The sequence below is a fragment of the Frankia sp. CoWAU3 genome (assembly GCF_977971855.1).
Genome location: NZ_CDWWXB010000246.1, coordinates 2,018 through 5,049, shown reverse-complemented (window position 1 = coordinate 5,049; position 3,032 = coordinate 2,018). Strand labels below are relative to the sequence as shown.

Below are 3,032 nucleotides of genomic sequence, written 5' to 3'. Positions count from 1 at the left end.
GGGCCGGGGGGCGGTGTCGCCGCAGGTGGCGGCGGGATGGCCGACCCCGGGTCCTCGCCCCTGCTCCCGCTGGCCGGTGCGGCAGTGGGCGCCCTGCTGATCGGCGCCGGGGTTACCCGACGGCGCGCCCAGGGTGCGAGCTGACCCTGCTGTTCGGCGGCCCTGTGGCGTGCGGACACCCTCGTGGGTGACGGCCTCGGCCTGGTCCCACGCGGGGCCCGCGCACGAGGGTCGGGGGTCGCGTCGTCAACGACGCGACCCCCGGTCACCGTAGTGGTCGCCGGTACGGTAATGTGACTGCGTACGGGACGTGGCGCAGCTTGGTAGCGCACCAGACTGGGGGTCTGGGGGTCGCAGGTTCAAATCCTGTCGTCCCGACAGAGGTGGTAAAACCCGTTGCTCAGGCAGATGAGCCTGCTCAACGGGTTTTTTCGTCGTAAGCCGCCGTCACGCCGGTCCGGCCGGACCGGAAAGCCCACCCGGCTGACGGCCGGAACCCGGTCCAACCGTCAGCCGCCGCCCCTGCGGTCGCCGCGTTCACGCACCCGCACCCGCACCGAGATCGAGATGGGCGAACCGACGAAGCCGAAGTCCTCCCGGAGCCGGCGTTCCAGGAATCGACGGTAGGACGACTCCAGAAAACCCGTCGTGAACACCACGAACCGCGGCGGGCGCACTCCGGCCTGGGTCGCGAACAGGACCTTCGGAACCCGCCCTCCACGTGCTGGCGGCGGGGTCGCGGCGACGACCTCACCCAACCAGGTGTTCAGCCGGCCGGTCGGGATCCGGGTACCCCAGGACTCCAGCGCGGTGCGCAGCGCGGGGGCGAGCCGATCGGTCGCACGCCCGGTACGGGCCGAGACGTTCACCCGCGGCGCCCACGCGACCCGACCGAGGTCACGGACGATCTCCCGTTCCAGGGTGAGCCGGCGGTCGGTGTCCACCAGGTCCCACTTGTTGAAGGCGAGGACGAGGGCCCGTCCCGCGTCGACGACCATCGAGATGACCCGCTGGTCCTGCTCGGTCACCGGCTCGTCCGCGGCGAGCAGGACGATGGCGACCTCGGCGGCTTCCAGGGCCGAGGCGGTGCGCAGCGACGAGTAGTACTCGGCGCCGGAGGCCTCCCGGACGCGACGGCGCAGCCCGGCGGTGTCGATGAACATCCACTCCTCGCCGCCGACCGTCACCAGCTCGTCGACCGGGTCCCGGGTGGTGCCGGCGACGTCGTGCACCAACGACCGCCGGCTGCCGGCGAGCTTGTTCAGCAGACTCGACTTGCCGACGTTGGGCCGGCCGATCAGGGCGACCCGCCGTGGGCCGTCGGACTCGGTGAGGATCTCGCGCGGCGCCTCGGGCAACGCGGCGAGCACGGCGTCGAGCAGGTCTCCGCTGCCCCGGCCATGCAGGGCCGAGACCGGGTGCGGCTCGCCGAGCCCGAGGCCCCACAGCGCCGCCGCATCAGCCTCGAATCGTACGTCGTCGACCTTGTTCGCCACCAGGATCACCGGCAGCCCGCAGCGGTGCAGCACCCGGGCGACCGCCTCGTCGGCGTCGGTGGCACCGGTGACGACGTCCACGATGAACAGCACCGCATCGGCGGTGTCGAGCGCCGCGCGGGCCTGCTCGGAGACCTGGGCGGCCAGCCCCGTCGCGTCGGGTTCCCAGCCGCCGGTGTCGACGAGGGTGAACCGCCGCCCGCTCCAGACCGCGTCGTAGGCGACGCGGTCACGGGTCACCCCGGGGACGTCCTCGACGACCGCGGCGCGCCGGCCGAGGATGCGGTTGACCAACGTCGACTTGCCCACGTTGGGTCGCCCCACGACGGCCACCACCGGTTGACCGATCCCGGGGCCCGCGAACTCGCCGTCGAGCTCGCCCGCGAACCCATCGGGGCCGCCGACGTCATCGCCGAGGCCACCGTCGGCAAACCGGTCGAACCCGGCCGCGCCGAGGTCCGTTGATAGGTCTTGTCCGCTCATCACTGTCACTGCCAACTGTCATCGTGGGACGGGATCGCCTGTGATTCCCGGGCTCGGCGCCGGACACGCGAGCGTGGTCGGATCGCCGGGGGCTCTCACCCGCCCGTCCGGAGCGAGCAGCGATCTTGCTCAGATTACCCGGCGCCGGCCCGGTCAGCCCCGCCGGTCCCGCCCGCCTCGCCGCAGGCCTTTCCGGCCCGGACGGTCGCCAGATGGTCGAGCAGGCGCACCCGGATGTCCTCCGCGACGGCGGCCAGCGCCTTGCGCGAGCGTGGGTTCGCCGGGACCTCCACCGCGAACGGCGCACCGAAGACCACCCGGATCGGCACCGACCGGCGCGGCCAGCGCGCCCCCCGGGGCAGGGCGGCACCGGTGTTGATGCAGGCCACCGGTAGGACGCGGCAGCGGCCGTGCACCGCGAGGTAGGCGATGCCGTGCTGGACCGCCGCCATCTCCCCGCTGCCCCGGGTGCCCTCGGGGAACAGCCCGATCGCCCCGCCGCGGGAGAGCTCGTCCAGCGCGGTGTGCAGGGCCTCCCGGTCGGCCCGATCACGATCGATCGGGATCTGACCGCTGAACAGCAGCGCCCGGCCGAGCACCCCCCGGTACATCTCGACCTTACTCAGGCAGCGCACGGTCCGTGGGGACTCGATCACCACCAACGGGCCATCCAGCCAACTGCTGTGGTTCCCAGCGAAGATCAACGGTTCGTCGAAGGGGACGTTCTCAAGCCCCTCCAGGCTAATCTGCATGACCACCCGGTTGAGGAACCAGCGGACCCCGGGCTTGAGGACGCGGTGCGGGAGGTCGTTGTAGATCGGTGACGCGGCACCCCGGTGGACCGGTCCACGCGCCACCCGGGCGGCCCGCCGGGCCGCCTCCGCGGCACGTTCGCCGGCGCCGTCGTCCGGCCGAGCGGCCTCAACGCGGGGCGCCTCAGCGCGGGGGTTCGACGTGGTCATCTCGTCCGGTTCGGCAGCTGCTCGCAACGCCGAAGCACCTCGTCGACGACTTCGGACACCGACAGGGCCGTCGAGTCCAGAACCACCGCGT

At 72.6% G+C, this 3,032-nt stretch carries 2 protein-coding genes and 1 tRNA gene; 1 reads left to right on the top strand and 2 read right to left on the bottom strand.

Going from position 1 to position 3,032, the window contains the following annotated elements:
- Positions 1–304: 304 nt before the first annotated feature.
- Positions 305–378 (top strand) — tRNA-Pro (locus AC08ON_RS16435).
- 131 nt (positions 379–509) lie between these two features.
- Here AC08ON_RS16435 and der read toward each other — a convergent pair.
- Both der and AC08ON_RS16425 read right to left on the bottom strand, forming a co-directional pair.
- Positions 510–1,979 (bottom strand): ribosome biogenesis GTPase Der, encoded by a 1,470-nt coding sequence (der, locus tag AC08ON_RS16430; RefSeq protein WP_476608352.1) that lies wholly within the window; start codon positions 1,977–1,979, stop codon positions 510–512.
- Positions 1,980–2,113: 134 nt separating this feature from the next.
- Positions 2,114–2,941: a lysophospholipid acyltransferase family protein gene (locus tag AC08ON_RS16425; RefSeq protein WP_476608355.1), complete on the bottom strand. Its 828-nt coding sequence runs from the start codon at positions 2,939–2,941 to the stop codon at positions 2,114–2,116.
- Positions 2,942–3,032 lie beyond the last annotated feature (91 nt).